Below are 14,727 nucleotides of genomic sequence, written 5' to 3' on the forward strand. Positions count from 1 at the left end.
GGTGAAGCACGGAATCGTGGGGATTTCGGAACCCGTACCCGTGTGCGCGTCCTTCGCGATCGACGCCGACTTGGGAGCACGCCATCAACGACGGGGAGCGCGGGTGGACGGGGTCAGTCGCTCCTCGGCGTCCGCGGCATCAACAGGGGCGGCAGGACGGCCAACAGGAGTGCCGGGAGCAGGAAACTCGCGCTCGGGTGGACCGCGTACAGGGGCGTGAGCGCGAGCGGTGCGAGGGCGGCACCCGAGAACCGCAGCGACTGCACCACCGAAACCGCACCGCCGCGGTTCCCGCCCTGGGAACCGAGGACGGCGGCGTTGACGCCGACCAGCAGGAACTGCGATGCGATGCCCGCGAAGAACCACGCGACGGCGGCGACGGCCGCCAGGCCGACGGTGCCGGCAGTCGCGACCAATGCGGCGCCGGCGAGGGCGCCGACGACGACCGTCCGGCGGGCCCCGATGCGGTCGATCAGCAATCCGACGGGACGGGCCGTCAGGATCCCGGCGACACCGAACCCGGTCAGAAGCAGGCCCCGGACGGCCGGGCTCATGCCGAATACGTCCTCGGCCCGGAATGCCAGGAGGAACCCCAGACCGCCGAGCGCTCCCCACCCGAGGAGCGCGACGACGCCGACGCGCAGCACCTCCGGGCGCAGTGCATCGCGCAGGCGGGCGCCGGTGTCGGCCGGGATGTTCCGGGCGGCGTCGGGCAGGCCGAGCGCGCCGAGCAGTCCGGCGACGACCGCGATCGCGAGGAAGGCCAGGCGCCAGTTCGCTTCCGCGGCGAGACCACCGATCAGCGGTGCGCTCGTCTGCCCGGCGGCCTGGAGTGCCCCGAATGCACCGAGGGCGCGGCCGAGTCTGTTCTGCGGTGTCATCGCGGCCAGGGTCGCCAGCAGCAGGGGCGTGGTGAAGGCGTTGGCGCAGCCCTGCAGGACGCGGGCGCCGAGGAACAACTCCAACGTGGGTGCGGCGAAGCACGCGACCGATGCCGCGAGATAGACCCCGTACGCGATGCGGACGGTGCGCATCCGGCCCCAACGCGAGCCGAGGGTGCCCGAAACCAGCATGACCAGAGCGAACGGCAGCAGATACGCCGTCAACGACGTCGCGGCGGCCGACGCATCCACGCCGAGGTCGTCGCCGATCTCCGGGAGCATCGACGTGACGACGCCACCGCCGAACGGGCCCAGGAATCCGCCGGCGTACAGCGCGGATAGCTGAAGCCGCGTGCGAAATCCCTGGGCGGTCTCCCCGGTCACGCCCCGAAGCGGCCGGGGCCGCGACGGCGCAGGTACTTCTCGAACTCCGCGGCCAGCGCGTCGCCGTCGATCTTCGAGATCGCGTCGGAGATGTTGGTCTCCGCGTCGCCGCGCTCCTCGAGGGTGCGCACGTACTCGGCGATCTCCTCGTCGTCGCGGGTCATCTCGGAGATCGACTCCTCCCAGTCCTCCGCCTGGTTCGGCAGGTCACCGAGCGGGACCTCGATGTCGAGGACATCCTCGACGCGCTGCAGCAGCGCGATGGTGGCCTTGGGGTTGGGCGGCTGGGACACGTAGTGGGGGACCGCGGCCCAGAACGACACGGCCGGGACGCCGGCCTTGACGCACGCGTCCTGCAGGACCCCGGCGATGCCGGTCGGTCCCTCGTACCGGGTCTGCTCCAGGTTGAAGTGCTCGGCGGCCTCCACGCTGTGCGCGGTGCCCGTCACCGGAACCGGCCTGCTGTGCGGGGTGTCGGCGAGCAGCGCACCCAGGATCACGACGGTGTGCACGCCGAGTTCGTCGACGAACTCGAGCAACTCGTCGCAGAAGCTGCGCCAGCGCATGTTCGGCTCGATGCCGCGCAGCAGCACCACGTCCCGATCGCTGCCCGGAGGGGAGCACAGTGACAACTGTGTGGTGGGCCACACGATCTCGCGGGTGACCCCGTCGACCTGCCGGATGATAGGCCGGTTCACCTGGTAGTCGTAGTAGTCCTCGGAGTCGAGTTCGGCGAGCGGCTTGGCGTCCCATGTGAGCTCGAGATGCTCGACGGCGCCGCTCGCGGCGTCGCCTGCGTCGTTCCAGCCTTCGAACGCGGCGATCAACACGGGATCGCGCAGGGTCGGCACGTCCGCGTCGGTATCGTCCGATTCGGTGGTGTCGGGGAACTCGGGTGAACTCACCTACCCAGCCTACGACCAGCCACCGTCGAGCCGCCCACTACTCTGGACGGCATGTCTGCACCATTCCACTCTGCCCTGCTTGATGCGCTGAAACAGCGCGTTGTCATCGGCGACGGCGCCATGGGCACGATGTTGCAGGCCGCGGATCTGACTCTCGACGACTTCCTCGGCCTCGAGGGCTGCAACGAGATTCTGAACGAGACTCGCCCCGACGTGCTGCGCGACATCCATCGCGCGTACTTCGAAGCCGGCGCCGACGCGGTCGAAACCAACACCTTCGGCTGCAATCTGCCGAACCTCGCCGATTACGACATCTCCCACCGCATTCGCGATCTCTCCGAGCGGGGCACCCGCATCGCCCGTGAAGTGGCCGACGAGATGGGGCCCGGCCGCGACGGCATGGGCCGATTCGTGCTCGGCTCCATGGGGCCGGGCACCAAGCTGCCCACCCTCGGTCACGCGCCGTTCGCAGTGCTGCGCGACGCGTACGCCGAATCGGCGCTCGGCATGATCGAGGGTGGCGCGGACGCGATCCTGATCGAGACCTGCCAGGACCTGCTCCAGGTGAAGGCCGCGATCATCGGCAGCCAACATGCGATGGAGAAGCTCGGCCGCCGCCTCCCGATCATCACCCACGTCACCGTCGAGACCACCGGCACCATGCTGCTGGGCAGCGAGATCGGCGCGGCCCTGACCGCGCTCGAGCCGCTCGGGATCGACATGATCGGTCTGAACTGCGCGACGGGCCCCGCCGAGATGAGCGAGCACCTGCGCCACCTGTCGCGGCACTCGACGCTGCCGGTGTCGGTGATGCCGAACGCGGGTCTGCCGCAGCTCGGCCCCAACGGCGCCGAGTACCCACTCACGGCAGAGGAACTGGCCGTCGCGCTGTCCGGGTTCGTCAGCGAGTTCGGGCTGTCGTTCGTCGGCGGCTGCTGCGGCACGACGCCCGAGCACATCCGTCAGGTCGCCGACGCGGTCCGTCTGGTGGAGAAGGCACAGCGCAGTTCGCAGCCGGAGGACGGTACGTCGTCGCTGTACGCGGCCGTCCCGTTCGACCAGGATGCGTCGATCCTGATGATCGGCGAGCGCACCAACTCCAACGGCTCCAAGGCATTCCGTGAGGCGATGATCGCCGAGGATTACCAGAAGTGCCTCGACATCGCGAAGGACCAGACGCGCGACGGCGCGCACATGCTCGACCTCAACGTCGACTACGTGGGCCGTGACGGCGCCGCCGACATGTCCGCTCTCGCGAGCCGGTTGGCGACGGCGTCGACGCTGCCGATCATGCTGGACTCCACCGAGCCGAACGTCCTGCAGGCCGGACTCGAACACCTCGGCGGCCGGTGTGCCGTGAACTCGGTCAACTACGAGGACGGCGACGGTCCGAACTCGCGCTACCAGCGGATCATGAGGCTCGTCAAGGAGCACGGCGCGGCCGTCGTCGCGCTGACGATCGACGAGGAGGGTCAGGCCCGCACCGCCGAGCACAAGGTCCGCATCGCCGAGCGTCTCATCGAGGACATCACCACGACGTGGGGTCTGGCGGAGTCGGACATCATCATCGACGCGCTGACGTTCCCGATCTCCACCGGTCAGGAGGAGGTGCGCCGCGACGGCATCGAGACCATCGAGGCGATCCGCGAGATCAAGCGGCGGCACCCCGACGTCCACTTCACGCTCGGTATCTCCAACATCTCGTTCGGCCTCAATCCGGCCGCGCGCCAGGTGCTCAACTCGGTGTTCCTGCACGAGTGCACCGAGGCCGGCCTCGACACCGCGATCGTGCACGCGTCCAAGATCCTGCCGATGGCGCGGATCCCGGAGGAGCAGCGCGAGACCGCACTGGACCTGGTCTACGACCGTCGCCGCGAGGGATACGACCCGCTGCAGAAGCTGATGGAGCTGTTCGAGGGCGTCTCGGCCGCGTCGGCGCGTGCGTCGCGGGCCGAGGAACTCGCGGCCCTGCCGCTGTTCGAGCGCCTGGAGCGTCGGATCGTCGACGGTGAGCGCAACGGCCTCGAGGCCGACCTCGACACCGCGATGACCGAGCGTCCGCCGCTCGAGATCATCAACGAGACCCTGCTCTCGGGTATGAAGACCGTCGGCGAGTTGTTCGGCTCCGGCCAGATGCAGCTGCCGTTCGTGCTGCAGTCCGCCGAGGTCATGAAGGCGGCCGTCGCGTACCTCGAGCCGCACATGGAGTCCACCGGCGACGACGGCAAGGGGCGGATCGTGCTCGCCACCGTCAAGGGCGACGTCCACGACATCGGCAAGAACCTCGTCGACATCATCCTGTCCAACAACGGATACGAGGTCGTCAACATCGGCATCAAGCAGCCGATCGCGACCATCCTCGACGTCGCCCTCGACAAGCGCGCCGACGTCATCGGCATGTCCGGTCTGCTGGTGAAGTCGACGGTCGTGATGAAAGAGAACCTCGAGGAACTCAACACCAGGGGCGTCGCCGAGCAGTTCCCGGTGCTCCTGGGCGGTGCGGCGCTGACGCGCTCGTACGTCGAGAACGACCTGTCGGAGGTGTACGAGGGTGAGGTGTCGTACGCGCGTGACGCGTTCGAGGGCCTGCACCTGATGGACACGATCATGGCCGTCAAGCGCGGCGAGGGCCCGGCCCCGGACAGCCCGGAGGCGTTGGCGGCCAAGGCGAAAGCGGCCGAGCGCAAGGAGCGCCACGAGCGTTCCAAGCGGATCGCGGAGAAGCGCAAGGCGTCCGAGACTCCGGTGGAGGTGCCGGAGCGTTCCGACGTCGCCGACGACATCGTGGTCCCCGTACCGCCGTTCTGGGGCACCCGGATCGTCAAGGGCATCTCGCTGTCCGAGTACTCGGGACTGCTCGACGAGCGCGCACTGTTCCTCGGCCAGTGGGGTCTGCGCGGGCAGCGCGCCGGCGACGGACCGACCTACGAGGAGCTGGTCGAGACCGAGGGGCGTCCGCGCCTTCGCTACTGGCTGGACCGGCTCACCGCCGAGGGCGTTCTCGCGCATGCCGCGGTCGTGTACGGGTACTTCCCGGCGGTCTCCGAGGGCGACGACGTGGTCGTGCTCGAGTCGCCCGACCCCGATGCACCCGAACGCTTCCGGTTCACGTTCCCACGTCAGCAGCGCGACCGGTTCCTGTGCATCGCCGACTTCGTGCGCTCGCGTGAGGACGCGCGTAAGGACGGGCAGGTCGACGTGCTGCCGATGAACCTGGTGACGATGGGCCAGCCCATCGCGGACTTCGCGAACGAGTTGTTCGCGGCCAACGCCTACCGCGACTACCTCGAGGTGCACGGCATCGGCGTCCAGCTCACCGAGGCGCTCGCCGAGTACTGGCACCGCCGGGTGCGCGAGGAGCTGATCCTGCCGGGCGGACACAACATCGCCGAGCAGGACCCGTCGAACGTCGAGGACTTCTTCAAGCTCGAATACCGCGGCGCGCGTTACTCGTTCGGCTACGGCGCCTGCCCCGACCTCGAGGACCGCCGCAAGCTCGTGGCGATGCTCGAGCCGGAGCGCATCGGCGTCGAGCTGTCCGAGGAGGTCCAGCTGCATCCCGAGCAGTCCACCGACGCGTTCGTGCTGCACCACCCGGAGGCCAAGTACTTCAATGTTTGATCGGTCAGGATCGGTATCGGTCGGGACCCTGCGGGCGGTCCTGTGGGACATGGACGGCACACTGCTCGAGTCCGAGAACCTGTGGGACATCGGGGTCAAGGAGTTGTCGCTGCACCTCGGTGGCCCGATGTCGGAGGAGACCCGGCTCGCGACCATCGGGGCGTCCAGCCTGAACGCGCTCACCACGGTGTTCGCGTCGCTCGACCTCGACCCGCACCCGGAGGCGCTCGCCGACGCCAAGGCATGGCTGTACAGCCGGATGGGCGAGTTGTTCGCTGCCGGTCTGCCGTGGCGTCCCGGTGCGCAGCAGGCGCTGCGCACCGTCCGGTCGGCTGGGCTGGGGTCGGCGCTGGTCACCAACACCGACCGGGAACTGTGCGAGTTCGCGCTCGACACCCTCGGCCGCGGGCACTTCGACCACTCGGTGTGCGGCGACGAGGTGCCGGCCGGCAAGCCGGACCCCGCGCCGTACCTGCGAGCGGCCGAGCTGCTGGGTGTCGAGCCCGCCGACTGCCTCGCGGTGGAGGATTCGCCCACCGGTGCCGCCGCCGCCGACGCGGCCGGCTGCACCGTCCTGGTGATCCCGTCGCTCACGACGGTCCCGGAATCGCCCCGGCGCATCTTCCGGACCACCCTCGAGGGGCTCGCCGAGTCGGACCTGCACGCGCTGCACCGGCAGGAGATCGGGTAGCCGTGGCGACGCCGAAGATCGTTCTGTTCTACTGGTTCACGCCGCTCGCCGACCCGGAGGCGATTCGGTTGTGGCAGCACACGCTCGCCGCGTCGAACAACCTCACGGGCCGGATCCTCATCTCGGAGCACGGGATCAACGCCACCGTCGGCGGCGACATCGCCGACGTCAAGCGGTACGTGCGCGGCACCCGGTCGTATGCGCCTTTCTCCGGCGCCGACATCAAGTGGTCCGACGGCACCGGTGACGACTTCCCGCGGCTGTCGGTGAAGGTCCGACCCGAGATCGTCACCTTCGGGGCGCCCGACGAACTGAAGGTCGACGCCGACGGTGTCGTGGGCGGCGGTACCCATCTGTCGCCGAACGAGCTGCACGAGTTGGTCGGCAGTCGCGGCGAGGACGTCGTCTTCTTCGACGGCCGCAACGCGTTCGAGGCGGAGATCGGGCGGTTCCGCAACGCGGTGGTTCCCGACGTCGCGACCACCCGCGACTTCGTCGCCGAACTCGACAGCGGGCGTTACGACCACCTCAAGTCCAAGCCGGTCGTCACGTACTGCACGGGCGGCGTGCGCTGCGAGGTCCTGTCGGCGCTGATGCGCAACCGGGGCTTCGAGGAGGTCTACCAACTCGACGGCGGGATCGTCCGCTACGGCGAGGCCTACGGCGACGAGGGCCTGTGGGACGGATCGCTGTACGTCTTCGACAAGCGGATGAACCTCGACTTCACCGATCGCGCTGTGACACTCGGGAAGTGCACGGTCTGCGACGCACCGACGTCGCGGTTCCGCAACCACCCGGACGTCAACGGTCGTCAGCTGACGCTCGTGTGCGAGACGTGCGTTCCCGACGCGTGAGACGTCGCTGACGATGGCACGCGCGCCGCTCCCGATCCGTGACGGTCTCGGACCCGACCGGATCCGCATGCCGGCCGGGCAGCCGTCGGTGACGGTCGTCGACTACCTGCTCGGGCAGCATCCAGGCGAGGACTGGGACACCCGTCTCGGGGCGGGCGAGGTGGTGGACGAGCACGGGCGCGTCGTCGACCACACGACCCCGTACCAGCCGACGCGGTTCGTGTACTTCTATCGTGAGCCGGCGCCCGAGGTCCCGGTGCCATTCGCGGTGGACGTGCTGCACCGCGACGCCGGGCTGGTCGTCGTCGACAAGCCGCACTTCCTCGCGACCATCCCGCGCGGCGCGCACATCCGGGAGACCGTCGTGGTGCGGCTGCGCCGGGACCTGGGGCTGCCCGACCTGGTGCCGGTGCACCGGCTGGACCGGATGACGGCGGGTGTCCTGCTGTGCACCGCCGATCCGGCGCTGCGCCGGCCCTACCAGGAGATGTTCGAGAAGCAGCGGGTGCGCAAGACGTACGAGGCCATCGCCCCCGCCCTCGCCGACGGGGAGTTCCCACGCACCGTGCGCAGCCGAATCCGCAAGGTGCACGGCGAACTCACCGCGTCCGAGGAGCCGGGGGAGCCCAACTCCGAGACACTGATCGAGTTGGGCGAGCGTCGCGGCGCCCTCGCGCGCTACCGGCTGCGGCCGCGCACCGGCCGCACCCACCAACTACGCCTGCACCTCAACTCGCTGGGCGCTCCGATCGTCGGCGACAACTTCTATCCCGAGTTCCGGCGCCGCGACCCGAACGACTTCACCGACCCGCTGCGGTTGCTGGCGCGCAGCCTCGAGTTCGACGATCCGCTGACCGGGGAGCCCAGACGTTTCGAGAGCCGGCGCACGCTGGAGTACTGAGTGCGGGGCGTTCGATGTCACGTGAGACAATCAATACCCGTGAAGACCTTCGAATCCCTGTTCGCCGAGCTGACCGAGCGCGCCGCCTCCCGCCCTGAGGGATCCGGCACCGTTGCTGCGCTGGACGCTGGTGTCCATGCGCAGGGCAAGAAGGTGCTCGAGGAGGCCGGCGAGGTCTGGATCGCCGCCGAACACGAGAGCGACGAAGCCCTCGCCGAAGAAATCTCCCAGCTTCTCTACTGGGTCCAGGTCCTGATGGTGGGCAAGGGTCTGAAGCTCGAAGACGTGTACCGACATCTGTGACGGATCGCCGTCGTCATCTGTGACGGCTCGCCGTCGTCATCTGTGACGGATCGCCGTCGTCATCTCTGAATTCGGCCTCGTCTCCTTGCACCCATCCTCTCGGAAGGACCACCACACATGCTGCGCGTAGCAGTGCCCAACAAGGGATCGCTCTCGGAATCCGCCAGCCAGATTCTGGCCGAGGCCGGATACCGTCGCCGTACCGATTCGCGTGACCTGACGGTCCTCGATCCCACCAACAACGTCGAGTTCTTCTTCCTGCGTCCCAAGGACATCGCGATCTATGTCGGATCCGGTGAACTCGATCTCGGCATCACCGGCCGCGACCTCGCACTCGATTCGGGCGCACCCGTCCACGAGCGGCTCGCGCTCGGCTTCGGCCGCTCCAGCTTCCGCTATGCCGCCCCGGCCGGAAAGGACTGGGCCGTCGAGGATCTCGCCGGACTGCGGATCGCGACGTCGTATCCGAACCTGGTGCGCTCCGACCTCGCCGCCCGCGGCCTCGACGCCACCGTCATCCGCCTCGACGGCGCCGTGGAGATCTCGATCCAGCTCGGTGTCGCCGATGCGATCGCCGACGTCGTCGGCTCCGGCCGCACCCTGCGCCAGCACAACCTGGTCGCGTTCGGTGAGTCGCTGTGCGACTCCGAGGGTGTCCTGATCGAACGTGAGGGCTCCGACGGCAACGACAAGGCCCGTAACCAGCTGATCGCGCGCGTGCAGGGCGTCGTGTTCGCCCAGCAGTACCTGATGCTCGACTACGACTGCCCCAAGGCCGTGCTCGAGCAGGCGGTCAAGGTCACTCCCGGTCTCGAGTCGCCCACCCTCTCGCCGCTCGCCGACGAGAACTGGGTGGCGGTGCGTGCGATGGTCTCCCGCAAGGTTCACAATGCGGTCATGGACGAGCTGGCCGACCTCGGCGCGAAGGCGATCCTGGCGTCCGACATCCGGTCCTGCCGCGCCTTCTGACGCTGCTCCGAACGCCGACGGCGGTGGCCCCCGTTTCCGGGAGCCACCGCCGTCGGCGTGTCCGGGTCTAGCGGGCGCGGATCTGCAGGGTCTGGTTGATGCGGCCGACCGCACCGGTCTCGTCGTGGATGACGCCGGCGCACATGCCGACACCGTCGGGCCCGTACGACGTCTCCGACGACAGCCCGATCCACTCACCCTCGGGGACGCGGAACAGGTGCACCGTCAGGTCGGTGTTGAGGAATGTCCACTCCGCGGGGTCGATCTTGGCGCCGGCACCGTTGGAGACGTCGGCGACCGTGAACAGCCGCTGGATCGGGGTGAGCGACTCGCCCTCGACCAGAACGGGAATCGGGCGCGCCCACATCTGACCGGGTCCCTCGCAGCCGATCTCGGCGAGCCAGCGCCACTCCAGGCTCTTGACGAATCCCGTGCCCCAGAACGGGCCACCCAGCTCGACCTCGTGCGCCTCCGACACCGGGCGCAGGGGAGCGTCCGCGGTGTGCACGACGGCGGTGGTGGCCACCGTCTCCATGCGCCAGCCGGTGCCGCGTGCGACGGCGCGGGACGTACCGTCCGGTCCCGCCGCCCACAGTTCCGCGACGACGAGTTCGACGCGCTTGCCGGGACGCTCGATCCACGAGCGGACCTCGATGTCGGTGATCGGGATCGGTCCCAGGATCTCGACGACGACGCGGGTCAGACGGGTGTCGGGCCGGTCGCCGCAGCGCTCGAGTGCCCGCACGAGCAGTGCCGAAGGCGGCGCGCCGTGCTGCATCGTGTCGGCCCACGTGCTCGCCGTCAGCGGCGTCGACCCGAAGAGCTCGGCGCCGTCTCCGGTGCGTCCCAACGGGATGTAGTAGGCCTGATCACTCACTCGACTGTCTCCTCGAACTCCGAACTTTCCTCCGCGGAACCGGCCAGCCCGGATACGAGGGCGGTGTTCCTCCGAAGGCGGGGCAACGCGTCTTATGGTTGCACCAATCACACAATCGCCCCGGATTGGGGCGGAAGTCACCCGTGGCCCCGGAATCGAGGATGGCCCTCCAGATCGCCGACAGGGTCCGCTCGAAGCGGCGCAGCTCGTCCTCCTCCGGCTGGTACGTCAGCGCCTGACCGTCGCCCAGATACAGCAGCTGCAGTTGCGTGGGCACGATGCCGCGCGTCCTCATGAGCACCAGGGCGTAGAACTTCATCTGGAACAGCGCCTTGGACTCGCCCATCTCCCACGGCGCCCGGCCCGTCTTGTAGTCGACCACCCGCAGCAGACCGGTCGGTGACACGTCGATGCGATCGACGAACCCGCGCAACAGGACACCGTCGTCGAGCTCGGTCTCCACCCGGAGCTCACACGACTCGGGATCGAACCGGGTGGGATCCTCGAGCTTGTAGTACCCGGACACGAGCCGCCGTGCCTCCGTGAGGAACTGCCCGCGCTCGGCGGGGCCGACCAGATCGGCGAGATCGGGCGACGACTCGAGGATGCGCTCCCACGCGGGTTCCACCAGCTCGCGCGCCCGCTCCGGCACCCGATCGGCGCGTGGCAGCGCAAACAGCGATTCGAGAGCCGCGTGCACCACGGTGCCCCTCACCTGTGCCTTCGACGGGGCCTCGGGGATGCGGTCGACCGCACGGAAGCGGTACAGCAGCGGGCACTGCTTGAAATCGCTCGCCCGCGACGGTGACAGCGCCGGTCTGCGAACCGCCCCTCGATCCGGCGACTGCGCGACCGCGCGGCCGTCGGGGGCAGGGGGCGTCGGAACGGTGATGCTCACACCTGGCAGGCTATGCGCTGGGTCTGACACGGTGTCGGCCGGACGAACGAATGGAGTGGGCGCGAGATGGCATCAGGCGGACTGGGACGTAGCGGACCTTTTCAGGTCGGTGACCGCGTCCAACTCACCGATGCCAAGGGCCGGAAGTACACGGTGGTCCTGGAACCGGGCAAGGAGTTCCACACGCACCGCGGCGGCATCCTGCACGACAACCTCATCGGCTCCGACGAGGGCACCGTCGTCACGTCCACCAACGGCACGCCGTACCTGGCGTTGCGGCCCCTGCTCACGGACTACGTGCTGTCGATGCCGCGCGGCGCGCAGGTGATCTACCCCAAGGACGCCGCGCAGATCGTGCACGAGGGCGATGTGTTCCCGGGCGCCCGGGTCCTCGAGGCCGGGGCGGGCTCGGGCGCGCTGACGTGTTCGCTGCTGCGGGCCGTCGGGCCGACCGGCAAGGTCATCTCGTACGAGGTCCGCGAGGATCACGCCGAGCACGCCGTGCGGAACGTGGAGACCTTCTTCGGCGGACGGCCCGAGAACTGGGACCTGACCATCGCCGACCTCGCGCAGTACGACGCCGACGTCGACGGCAAGGTCGACCGCGTCGTGCTGGACATGCTGGCCCCGTGGGATGTGCTGCCCGCCGTGTCGAAGGCGCTGGTTCCCGGCGGCGTGCTCGTCGTCTACGTCGCGACCACGACCCAGCTGTCGAAGGTCGTCGAGGCGATGCGTGAGCAGGAGTGCTGGACCGAGCCGCGTTCGTGGGAATCGATGGTGCGTGGGTGGCACGTCGTCGGCCTCGCGGTGCGTCCGGAACACCGGATGCAGGGCCACACCGCGTTCCTCGTCACCGCCCGCCGCCTCGCGGAGGGCACCGTGACCCCCAAGCCGCAGCGCCGCCCCAGCAAGGGCTGAACCGACTGAAGGGACCCTTCGTGCGCTGTCAGCGCACGAAGGGTCCCTTCAGCGAATGCGGGGAGCCCGCCGAAGGTCAGCTGCAGCTGACCTTGCCCATGCCGAGGATCTCGCAGGTGCTGGCGTCCGAGATCACCCACGCGCCGTCCTTCTGCGTGAAGGTCACGGGCACCGGCGCCCCGCCGTGCGGTCCCGCGATCTGGGTGACCGCGGTCGCGGTGCCGCCCTCGACGGTGACCTCCTTGACCTCGGCGGTCAGCGGGTAACCGGCGAGAACACCATTGAGCTGCTCGAGCAGTGCGGCGCGCTGCTCACCGTTCTCGACCACCGCGGCCTTCGCGGTCGCGGCGGCGTTGGGATCGAAGAACGTGGTGAGCTGCGCCTGCAGGACCTCCGTGGACGGGGCCGCGGCGGATGCAGCCGACGTCGTCGACGCGGCGGCCGACGTGGTGGCCGAACTGGTGGCAGCGGCGCTGTCCGAGGAATCCGAGGAGTCTTCGGAGCTGCACGCCGTCATCCCGAGGGCTGCGACCAGGACGCCGGCGGCGACGAGCGATTTGCGGATGATCACGGTGGTTGGGCCTTTCGTTTTCTGGACTCGGTCGGTCGTTACCGGCCGGAACAAAGGTAAGGCTAACATGGTCGGTTCGGGTGGATCTCGGGATTCCGGGCAGTCCGGGAGGAAGCTCGGGCACGTGTCGCGTCACGCTTTGCCCCCGGTGCCGGTAGCGTTGATAGATCGGACTGGGAGGAGCGGCACATGAACCCGACAGAGAATCCGGACCCGGTTGCGGCGGTGCGCGAACTCGACGCCTTGCGGGCAGAGGCGGCGACGCTCCGTAGGCAACTCGCGGAGTCGCCCGAGCAGTTGCGGGAGTTGGAGTCACGCGTCGACTCGCTCACTATCCGCAACGGCAAACTGATGGACACCCTGAAGGAAGCCCGGCAGCAGCTCATCGCCCTGCGCGAAGAGGTGGATCGGCTGGGACAGCCTCCTAGTGGATACGGCGTGCTCCTCGGTATCCACGACGATCAGACCGTCGACGTGTTCACGTCGGGGCGCAAGATGCGTCTGACGTGTTCACCCAATGTCGACACCGAGACGCTGAACATGGGGCAGACCGTTCGCCTCAACGAGGCGCTCACGATCGTCGAGGCCACCAGGTTCGAGCGGGTCGGTGAGATCTGCGCTCTGCGTGAGGTTCTCGACGACGGAGAACGCGCACTGGTGGTGGGTCACGCGGACGAGGAGCGGGTCGTCTGGCTCGCTGCGCCGCTCGCCGAGATCGCCGCCGAGGACGGCGTGAAGGATCCGGATTCCCCGTTGCGTCGGTTGCGGCCGGGCGATTCCCTGCTGGTCGACACCAAGGCCGGGTACGCCTTCGAGCGCATTCCCAAGGCCGAGGTCGAGGATCTCGTTCTCGAGGAGGTCCCGGACGTCGGCTACAACGACATCGGTGGCCTGGGCCGGCAGATCGAGCAGATCCGGGACGCCGTCGAACTGCCGTTCCTGCACAAGGATCTGTTCCACGAGTATGCGCTGCGACCGCCCAAGGGTGTCCTGCTGTACGGCCCGCCGGGCTGCGGCAAGACGCTCATCGCCAAGGCCGTCGCGAACTCCCTCGCGAAGAAGATCGCCGAATCCCGAGGGCAGGACAGCAAGGAAGCCAAGTCCTACTTCCTCAACATCAAGGGACCGGAGCTGCTGAACAAGTTCGTCGGTGAGACCGAACGTCACATCCGGATGATCTTCCAGCGGGCGCGGGAGAAGGCGTCCGAGGGCACCCCGGTGATCGTGTTCTTCGACGAGATGGACTCGATCTTCCGGACCCGCGGATCGGGTGTGTCGTCCGACGTCGAGACCACCGTCGTCCCGCAGCTCCTCAGCGAGATCGACGGCGTCGAGGGCCTCGAGAACGTCATCGTGATCGGTGCATCCAACCGCGAGGACATGATCGACCCCGCGATCCTGCGACCCGGCCGGCTCGACGTGAAGATCAAGATCGAACGCCCGGACGCCGAGTCCGCGCAGGACATCTTCTCGAAGTACCTGACCGAGACCCTGCCGCTGCACGCCGACGACCTCGCCGAGTTCAACGGCGACCGGCCGGCGTGCGTCAAGGCGATGATCGAGCGGGTCGTGGACCGGATGTACGCCGAGAGCGACGACAACCGTTTCCTGGAGGTCACGTACGCCAACGGGGACAAGGAGGTCCTGTACTTCAAGGACTTCAACTCCGGCGCCATGATCCAGAACATTGTGGACCGGTCCAAGAAGTACGCGATCAAGTCGGTGCTCGAGACGGGGTCGCCGGGTCTGCGGGTGCAGCACGTGTTCGATTCGATCGTCGACGAGTTCTCCGAGAACGAGGACCTGCCGAACACCACCAATCCCGACGACTGGGCCCGGATCTCCGGCAAGAAGGGCGAGCGGATCGTCTACATCCGCACACTGGTCACGGGCAAGAACGCCAGTGCCAGCCGCGCCATCGACACCGAGTCCAACACCGGTCAGTACCTCTAAG

General features: G+C 68.5%; 13 protein-coding genes. 8 read left to right on the forward strand and 5 right to left on the reverse strand.

The window, feature by feature from the left end; all coding sequences use genetic code 11:
* Window positions 1-113: 113 nt before the first annotated feature.
* On the reverse strand, window positions 114-1,265 hold the full coding sequence (locus tag DEU38_RS19630) for an MFS transporter (RefSeq protein ID WP_114723076.1): 1,152 nt from the start codon (window positions 1,263-1,265) through the stop codon (window positions 114-116).
* Window positions 1,262-2,170 carry a PAC2 family protein gene (locus tag DEU38_RS19635; RefSeq protein ID WP_114723077.1) on the reverse strand — a complete coding sequence of 303 codons (909 nt, stop codon included), beginning with the start codon at window positions 2,168-2,170 and terminating at the stop codon, window positions 1,262-1,264. The genes DEU38_RS19630 and DEU38_RS19635 overlap by 4 nt, the downstream gene beginning before the upstream one ends.
* Window positions 2,171-2,221: 51 nt before the next feature.
* Here DEU38_RS19635 and metH point away from each other — a divergent pair, with 51 nt between their 5' ends.
* The 6 genes from metH to hisG all read left to right on the forward strand — a co-directional run bounded on the left by metH (window position 2,222) and on the right by hisG (window position 9,509).
* Window positions 2,222-5,791, forward strand: coding sequence for a methionine synthase (metH, locus tag DEU38_RS19640; protein ID WP_114723078.1), 3,570 nt, complete (start codon window positions 2,222-2,224; stop codon window positions 5,789-5,791).
* A complete protein-coding gene (locus DEU38_RS19645; RefSeq protein ID WP_114723079.1) occupies window positions 5,784-6,482 on the forward strand; it encodes an HAD family phosphatase in 699 nt (232 codons plus the stop codon). Before metH ends, DEU38_RS19645 begins: the two co-directional genes overlap by 8 nt.
* A gap of 2 nt (window positions 6,483-6,484) precedes the next feature.
* Window positions 6,485-7,336 (forward strand): rhodanese-related sulfurtransferase, encoded by an 852-nt coding sequence (locus DEU38_RS19650; RefSeq protein WP_114723080.1) that lies wholly within the window; start codon window positions 6,485-6,487, stop codon window positions 7,334-7,336.
* Between the two features lie 13 nt (window positions 7,337-7,349).
* A complete protein-coding gene (locus DEU38_RS19655; protein WP_114723081.1) occupies window positions 7,350-8,237 on the forward strand; it encodes a pseudouridine synthase in 888 nt (295 codons plus the stop codon).
* 39 nt (window positions 8,238-8,276) lie between these two features.
* Window positions 8,277-8,540 (forward strand): phosphoribosyl-ATP diphosphatase, encoded by a 264-nt coding sequence (locus tag DEU38_RS19660; RefSeq protein ID WP_114723082.1) that lies wholly within the window; start codon window positions 8,277-8,279, stop codon window positions 8,538-8,540.
* Window positions 8,541-8,657: 117 nt separating this feature from the next.
* Window positions 8,658-9,509, forward strand: coding sequence for an ATP phosphoribosyltransferase (gene hisG / locus DEU38_RS19665; RefSeq protein ID WP_114723083.1), 852 nt, complete (start codon window positions 8,658-8,660; stop codon window positions 9,507-9,509).
* Window positions 9,510-9,576: 67 nt separating this feature from the next.
* On the opposite strand, the gene DEU38_RS19670 is transcribed toward hisG, so the two are convergent.
* Together DEU38_RS19670 and DEU38_RS19675 are read right to left on the reverse strand one after the other, a co-directional pair.
* Complete coding sequence (locus DEU38_RS19670; RefSeq protein ID WP_114723084.1) at window positions 9,577-10,386, reverse strand: thioesterase family protein; 810 nt, start codon at window positions 10,384-10,386, stop codon at window positions 9,577-9,579.
* Complete coding sequence (locus tag DEU38_RS19675; protein ID WP_181818860.1) at window positions 10,379-11,284, reverse strand: RecB family exonuclease; 906 nt, start codon at window positions 11,282-11,284, stop codon at window positions 10,379-10,381. The genes DEU38_RS19670 and DEU38_RS19675 overlap by 8 nt, the downstream gene beginning before the upstream one ends.
* A gap of 66 nt (window positions 11,285-11,350) precedes the next feature.
* On the opposite strand from DEU38_RS19675, the gene DEU38_RS19680 reads away from it, so the two are divergent.
* Window positions 11,351-12,202 carry a tRNA (adenine-N1)-methyltransferase gene (locus DEU38_RS19680; RefSeq protein WP_114723086.1) on the forward strand — a complete coding sequence of 284 codons (852 nt, stop codon included), beginning with the start codon at window positions 11,351-11,353 and terminating at the stop codon, window positions 12,200-12,202.
* A 76-nt stretch (window positions 12,203-12,278) separates the two neighbouring features.
* Here DEU38_RS19680 and DEU38_RS19685 read toward each other — a convergent pair whose 3' ends face one another.
* Entirely contained in the window at window positions 12,279-12,773 is a 495-nt protein-coding gene (locus DEU38_RS19685; protein WP_114723087.1) for a nuclear transport factor 2 family protein, read from the reverse strand.
* A gap of 189 nt (window positions 12,774-12,962) precedes the next feature.
* Here DEU38_RS19685 and arc point away from each other — a divergent pair, with 189 nt between their 5' ends.
* On the forward strand, window positions 12,963-14,726 hold the full coding sequence (gene arc / locus DEU38_RS19690) for a proteasome ATPase (protein ID WP_114723088.1): 1,764 nt from the start codon (window positions 12,963-12,965) through the stop codon (window positions 14,724-14,726).
* Window position 14,727 lies beyond the last annotated feature (1 nt).

It is taken from the genome of Rhodococcus sp. AG1013 (genome assembly GCF_003350365.1).
In the GTDB taxonomy this organism is placed as follows: domain Bacteria; phylum Actinomycetota; class Actinomycetes; order Mycobacteriales; family Mycobacteriaceae; genus Prescottella.